Below are 6,942 nucleotides of genomic sequence, written 5' to 3'. Positions count from 1 at the left end.
AAGGTACAAGTATAGATAATTATACTTGATTGAGGGTGTGTGCCACCATGATAGGGGAAGACCCCTTCATAACCACGAATAAATTGCTCAATATCGTAATATTCTCTAATTATACCCCGTATTTTTTTGGCAAATGCCTTACCAAAAGGGGTCAGAGAGAATTGGCACGTCGTGCGATTTATCAGTTTCTTTTCTGTTTCCTGCTACAGGCGCGCTATCTCCTGCGAAAGAAACGCCTGGGAAATATTCAGCATTTTCGCTGCTTTAGTAAAACTGCTAATGCGAATCAGCTCATGATAGTAGACAAGGCGTTTAATATTTATCATTGATGCTTTAATTTATAATTAATAAATATAACTATTATATTAACACACAAAAAAACAAATGTGACAAGAGACACAAATAGCATGTTGCCGAACGTGCTTAAATGAATTCCCCATAACAACACAATATATATTATTTATATGTGAATTCCAGGTTGCATAAATGGCATAGGAAACGTGCATCTCAATAAAACTATGTTAGCAGCATAAAGCTATTTTTCATTATTTACGTTATGCACACGAGTGTAGCGCAAAGACACATTGCCGCATTGCTGCATTCATCTGCGAAAAAGGTATTCGCCTCTTTACGTGAATAGCGCCAACCTCTTTTTTGGATGCGCTATTCGCGCACGCCCTATTTCTGGGGTTACAGGGGTTGGGAAATAATGTTTGTTAATCACTAAGGAATGATGATGTCTACCAACAATAAATCGATGGCGCTGTGCCTGCTTTGTACCTTAGGTTGCTTATCCGCTACTGTCGCTATCGCAGATGCGCCGTTACATACGTTGTCTATAAAGAAGAGTATTCCATCGGTAAAATTGATCTCCAACGTGGTTTTCTCTCAGGTGCAAATGCGCGGCTATTCCAACGTGGCGCTGAAAATGGATATTTTGCAGCCTGAATCGCCCAAAGCCCTGCCCGCCGTGCTGTTTGTCACTGGTGGCGGTTTTATCAACGCCAACAAAGATAACTACGTTCAACAGCTCCTGGCGATGGCCGAGGCAGGCTATGTGGTTGCCAGCATGGAATATCGTGTAGCACCGACAGTGCTGTTTCCCGCACCGCTTGAAGATGTGAAATCGGCAGTGCGTTACCTGCGGGCACAATCAGGTAAATTTGGCATTGATGGCGCGCATATTGCGGTGTTCGGCGCGTAGGCTGGCGGCTATCTGGCTGCCTTTACCGGCACATCGAACGGCGACAAACAGTTTGATAAAGGGGAAAATCTGGATCAAAACAGTCAGGTTCAGGCCGTGATCGATTTCTACGGACTCTCCGATTTGCTACGCGTCGGCGAGGGCTTCCCCGATGATGTGGTACAAAAACACACCTCCGCGTCAGCAACCGAGGCCATTTGGGTGAACGGGACTTCCGTGTTCAACGATGGTGGCCCGATCACCCGCTATCCTGAACGCGCTGCCGCCGCTAACCCCATCAATTACATTAACAGCAATACCCCTCCGTTCCTGATTATGCACGGCACCAAGGACACCATTGTCTCGCCGCGCCAAACGGAAATACTGCATCAGGCATTATTACAAAAGGGCATTGATTCTACTTATTACTCGATAAACAACGCGCAGCACGGCGGTGATTACTGGATGCAGCCAGAAATCATGAAAATTGTGATCCAGTTCTTAGATAAGCATTTAAAGGGCTAATATTCACAATATTTTAACGCATTCCCCACCTGCGCGCCTGAATATTCAGGCGTGCTTTCCCCCGTATACGCTGATACTCGCACATCACAGTTTTCATCATTATTTATAAGCCGATCACACTATTTCCCGTTAATAAAAATGATTCTCAATTGACTCTATTACATTATTTACTTTTCATTCACAGTCGCTCATGATATTTAATTACACGCTATATTTATCTTCCTGAAATTGATAATAAATCTAGATAACTTTTATATTAATCTTCAAACCCGCAAATGTGATTTACTGCACACTCTAATCACTATGAGGTATGGTCAAATAAAACCCATAGGAAGCTCATGGTTTACGTGCGTTTTATATTTTTTATCGATAAAAAATTTCTGATGCCTGCTGGGTACCGATATAAAAAAGTTTTTGTTCACTGTCTCAGGGGAGTTCTTCCACACTGCGTCGCAACGAATCAGACATTACAAAAGCCAATCACCCGACGATTTTTCGGTACCGACATCAGCATGACTACATCAACTAGCATTCAATACTGAAGGTGATGTTATGGAAGATCATTCCCGCCGCCGATTTCTTGCCTACATGGGGAGTGCCATTTTTGTGACTGGCAGTTCCTCATTGGCATTAGCAAATGAGGCTGCACCGCAAAACGCAATACCCGCTACCGGCGCTCCGAAAGGGGTACGTTATGGTATGCTGCACAACGAGTCACTGTGTATCGGCTTTAAAGCCTGTATCGGTGCCTGTAAAGAGACCAACAATGTCCCCGATGGCGTTACCCGCCTCGAGATCCTGACCTCGGTTAATATTCCATGCACTTCGACCAGTCGTGCTGTACGCCAATATTTCCGTAAATCCTGTCAGCATTGTGAAAACCCGCCGTGCATTTCCGTGTGTCCGACCGACGCTTCCTTTAAGGATGCGCTTGCCGGCATCGTCGACGTTAACTACAAGCGCTGCGTGGGCTGCCGCTATTGCATCGCGGCCTGCCCTTACCACGTACGCTTTATCAACCCGGTGACCAATACCGCCGATAAATGTAACTTCTGCCGTGAGACCAATCTGGCCGCAGGCAAAAAACCAGCCTGCGTCGAGATCTGTCCAACCCACGCACTGGTGTTCGGTGATTTGAACAATCCGGCCAGCGATATTTCTCAAATGATCCTAGCGAACCCGACCTATCGTTCCAAGGTGTATCTGGGCACCGAACCGCAGCTCTATCGCATTCCTGGCAAATGCGGGGTAATCGACAATGCTTAATGCTTTCCACTTCGACACGCTGGTATGGGACTGGCCCATTGCCATCTATCTGCTTTTGGTGGGCATTTCCGTTGGCATGATCACCCTGACGATGCTGCTGAAATATTACGTGCCCTCCGAGTACAGCGGCAAAAACCCCATCGTTATCGCGACGGCGATCGTGGCACCGTTGGCCGTGATGGTCGGTCTGATTATTCTGATCTTCCACCTGACGCGCCCGATGACCTTCTGGTATCTGATGGTCTTCTATAACCCTGGCTCCATCATGTCGCTCGGTGTGATGCTGTTTCAGGTCTACTTCGTGTTTATCATCCTATGGCTGGTCAGCCTGTACCGTGATGAACTGCTGACGCTGGTGAGCAAGTTCAACAACGGTGGCCTGCTCTCTCTGGTGCGTAACCTGAGTGCCATTATCCAGAAACGTATCAGTTGGTTTGAAAACACGCTGTTGGTGTTGGCAATCCTGTTGGGCTGCTATACCGGTTTCCTGCTGTCAGCGCTCAAATCCTTCCCGATGTTGAACAACCCGTTGCTGCATATGGAGCTGATTGTTATCTCCTATGTTGTCACCGTGGTGGCTTTCACCCCCGTTAATGGCTGGATGGCAGAGCGACTGGGTGAACGCAACACCTACCTTGTCGCTATCGCCATTTTTATGACCGGCTCGCTGCTGTGTATCACCGCGACGTCTATCGTCAGCCTGAGCGCGTTTCGGTTTATACAAGAGATCGGCGGCGCGTTAATGCTGCCGATAATCAGAACCATCATTTTGAGGACCACGCCAGATACCATGAAACTCCTATTCCTCAACCGCATTACCCTGCTGGGGTTACTGGGCACCATGATTGGCCCAGTAGTGGGGAGTTTGATGGTCAATATGCTGTCGTGGCGTCTGATCTTTGTACTTAATATTCCTCTGTGCCTAATCTGTCTGTGGCTTGCCAGAACGCATATTCCCGCCAGTATGTAGGTTCCGCATTTTCGCGGGGACACCTACAAACTGATGCTGCTGATCGGTATGCTATTCCTGGGCACCTTTCTGCTGACTGCGATGCCGAAAAACATCATCAGCCTGCCACTGAGCGCCGCATTGGCCCTCAGCGGATTCGGCCTGGCATTCCTCTATTTCAAAAGGGATATGCTTACCACGCGGCCTCAACCGCGTGAAAATCTGTTTACCATTAAAACGTTTTCCATCGGCGTGACCAGCGGTATCGTCACGCGCATTTTACTCTCTTCGATTCCGGTAGTGATGTCGCTGATGTTACAAACCCAATTAGCGTATGAGCCCGCCACCGTCAGCTTGATTTTGCTGCTGTTTTCCAGCGGTGCCCTGCTCTCTAAACTGGGCTTTGAGCCACTGATCAAACGGATTGGCTACCGCAAGCTGCTGCTGCACACCACGGTCTTTACCTCACTGTGTATTTTTGCCATGGGTGCCGCAGTGCAGGAGAACGCCACCATCTTCATCGGTATTATTGCCGTGCTGCTCGGGGTTCTGATTTCGACGCTGCATTCCGCAGAGAGTACACTGGCCTTCAGCAACCTGAGTCACCATACCTATAACAACGGCAATAACATTATGACGGTGACTCAGTTGCTCTCCATTATGGTAAGCATGGCGTTAACCTTTCTCATGCTGCGTTTTCTTACCCGCATGGAGAGCGCCATTAATTTAAACAGCTTCAGCTTGTTATTTATTTTACTCGGTATCGGATTACCCATTTGTTGTTTTATATTCATTCATCTCAATGAAGATGACGGCCATCATTTTATTCATGGGAGATAAAGGAGAGCACGCGCAATAATTTTTCCGTTCAATATTACATTGAATATTTATACACTTTTTATTGGAACCGTTGATATGAAAACATTTCAGGGTACGGCAGCTTTTTGTCTGCTGATTGCATCAAGCTTCGCTTTTGCAGACGGCGATTTTAAAGCAGGCACCTATTCTTCCGCTAGCACCGGTATCGGTGGTGACGTAACTGTCACACTCTATGTGTATGCACAAGGAAAAATCAATAAAGCCACGGTTGACGAGCCTTCTGAAACCCCAGAAGTGGGTGGAGAAGCGGCAAAAGTGTTGGCTAAAAGCTTCGTTGAAAAACAGAGCGTCAACATTGATGGCGTGTCTGGCGCTACTTTAACCAGCGAAGCTGCATTAGAAGCGGCAGGCAACGCGTATAATCAAGCAAAAGTCACTAAATAACTGTTATTTATTTCTCGCAGCCTCGCTGCAAAATTAATATTTAAATTAAACATTCCTGCTGAATAATACCGGCAGGATAGCGACTACGCGTTATTTCTTTTTTACCTTAAAAATGATAACGCGAGCATGGCCCCCTTTTACCAAAAACAAGGTGGGGAATAATAAGAGTAAAACCATCGCATCAATATTTTTATTACAACCATTGAGAGTGGAGAGTATATGAAAATAGTCAGGAGAACGCTGATTGTAGCCGCCTGTTTATCCCTGTTGGGTACCGGCACTGTCAATGCAGAAACTATCGTAAAAACAGCTGACGTGGTGATTATCGGTGCCGGGGCTTCAGGCACATCCGCCACCATGGCTGCAGCCGAAAAAGGCGCGAAAGTGATTCTGTTGGAAAAACAAGGTGTGGTCGGCGGCACCGGGAATTTTGCGGAAGGGATCTTCACCGCAAACAGTTCCATGCAAAAACGTCAGGGTATTATCGTTACCCCAGACATGGCGTTCAAAACCATCATGGAATAAAGCCACTGGCTGGCTAACCCGTTCGTGGTTCGCGCGTTTGTTAACCGTTCTGCCGATACCATCGAATGGGTGAAATCCAAGGGTATCAAGTTCGAATACATCGGTCCTGGTGGACCAGGTGGGATGTTGACCTGGCACGTTATTGACGGACCGGGCCACGGTCGTTTCCTGATCAAAACCTTCCATGAGCAGTTTAAAAACATGGATGTCACCACCATGGTGAAAACCGCTGGTAAAGACCTGATCGTGAAAGACGGCAAAGTCACCGGCGTGACGGCGCAAGACGAGCAAGGCAACACCATCCAGATCGATGCCAAAGCGGTTATCGTCGCCACCGGCGGTTATGCCAACAACAAAGAGATGCTGCAAAAATACGTCGCCTTCCCGGATACCATTATGGTGGGCAACGTCGGTAAAGATGGCGACGGGATCAAAATGGCCTGGAAAGCCGGCGCCAAAGATGAAGGCATGGGTGTATGTACTGCAAGCATACCGCCCTGGTCTGCCAGACTACGCGCCAAACTCCCACATGCTGGCCGCTGCGCGCCAACCCTATCTATGGGTAGATACCCATGGCCGTCGTTTTACCGATGAATACAACGTCATCATTTGGCCTCACTCCGGTAATGCGCTTTCCAAAGCGGACGGCATCATGTACTCCATCTTTGATGAAACCTCACGTAAACATTACGTGAACGACGGGATCGACGTACCAATCGGCGAATGGGTGATCGCCAACACCAAGCTCACCAAATTTGACGATGAGTTTGATAAAGAGCTCCAGAAAAACCGCGGTTTTGTCTACAAGGCACAAACGCTGGACGCACTGACTAAAGCCATGGGCGTTGACGCCAGCGTGCTGAAAGAGACTATCGATCAGAACAACGTCTTTGCCGCGCAAAAACGTGATGAAGTGTTCAACAAGAACATGGATTACCTGCGTCCAGTGAAAACCGGGCCGTTCTATGCCGTTAAAATGCAGCCTGCCGCACTCGGCACGCTGGGAGGCGTGAAAATTAACGAGAAGATGCAGGCCATCAACAAGGACGGCAATGCCATCCCAGGTCTGTATGTCACCGGTAATGACGCAGGCGGCATGTACGGCGACACTTACGATCTGCTGTTAGGCGGCGGCACCTTCGGTTTCGCCCTGAACTCAGGCCGTATTGCCGCAGAAAGCGCATTGGATTACATGCACTTCAAAAAACAATAATCCTGCTCGCCAGCAACC

4 protein-coding genes and 3 pseudogenes are annotated in these 6,942 nt (G+C 47.9%); 6 read left to right on the top strand and 1 reads right to left on the bottom strand.

The features are described from left to right. Positions 1 to 65 precede the first annotated feature (65 nt). Positions 66 to 326: pseudogene (locus tag CS369_RS21095) on the bottom strand (LysR family transcriptional regulator); the annotation flags it as partial. A gap of 431 nt (positions 327 to 757) precedes the next feature. Between CS369_RS21095 and CS369_RS21090 the strand changes: the two are divergent. From CS369_RS21090 to CS369_RS21070, 6 genes and pseudogenes are all read left to right on the top strand, one after another. After that, positions 758 to 1,708 (top strand): annotated as a pseudogene (locus tag CS369_RS21090) (alpha/beta hydrolase fold domain-containing protein). A gap of 552 nt (positions 1,709 to 2,260) precedes the next feature. Next, positions 2,261 to 2,974: a 4Fe-4S dicluster domain-containing protein gene (locus CS369_RS21085; RefSeq protein ID WP_196908579.1), complete on the top strand. Its 714-nt coding sequence runs from the start codon at positions 2,261 to 2,263 to the stop codon at positions 2,972 to 2,974. Then, the gene (locus CS369_RS24190) at positions 2,967 to 3,944 is read left to right on the top strand and encodes an MFS transporter (protein ID WP_244665154.1); all 978 of its coding nucleotides are present in this window, start codon (positions 2,967 to 2,969) and stop codon (positions 3,942 to 3,944) included. Before CS369_RS21085 ends, CS369_RS24190 begins: the two co-directional genes overlap by 8 nt. A 33-nt stretch (positions 3,945 to 3,977) precedes the next feature. Beyond that, on the top strand, positions 3,978 to 4,763 hold the full coding sequence (locus tag CS369_RS24185) for a hypothetical protein (protein WP_244665153.1): 786 nt from the start codon (positions 3,978 to 3,980) through the stop codon (positions 4,761 to 4,763). Positions 4,764 to 4,838: 75 nt separating this feature from the next. Further along, positions 4,839 to 5,186 carry an FMN-binding protein gene (locus CS369_RS21075; RefSeq protein WP_196908578.1) on the top strand — a complete coding sequence of 116 codons (348 nt, stop codon included), beginning with the start codon at positions 4,839 to 4,841 and terminating at the stop codon, positions 5,184 to 5,186. Positions 5,187 to 5,405: 219 nt separating this feature from the next. Continuing rightward, a pseudogene (locus tag CS369_RS21070) lies at positions 5,406 to 6,924 on the top strand (FAD-dependent oxidoreductase). The last annotated feature ends 18 nt before the right edge of the window (positions 6,925 to 6,942 follow it).

The organism is Candidatus Symbiopectobacterium sp. 'North America' (assembly GCF_015762685.1).
Lineage (GTDB): Bacteria > Pseudomonadota > Gammaproteobacteria > Enterobacterales > Enterobacteriaceae > Symbiopectobacterium.
The sequence above is the reverse complement of the archived record's forward strand: the minus strand, read 5'-3'. Positions and strand labels throughout refer to the sequence as shown.

What these genes read in the sequence shown, in the direction of transcription:
- CS369_RS21085 (WP_196908579.1), top strand. Translation starts at nt 2,261, where the DNA reads ATGGAAGATCATTCCCGCCGCCGATTTCTTGCCTACATGGGGAGTGCC.
- CS369_RS24190 (WP_244665154.1), top strand. Translation starts at nt 2,967, where the DNA reads ATGCTTAATGCTTTCCACTTCGACACGCTGGTATGGGACTGGCCCATT.
- CS369_RS24185 (WP_244665153.1), top strand. Translation starts at nt 3,978, where the DNA reads ATGCTGCTGATCGGTATGCTATTCCTGGGCACCTTTCTGCTGACTGCG.
- CS369_RS21075 (WP_196908578.1), top strand. Translation starts at nt 4,839, where the DNA reads ATGAAAACATTTCAGGGTACGGCAGCTTTTTGTCTGCTGATTGCATCA.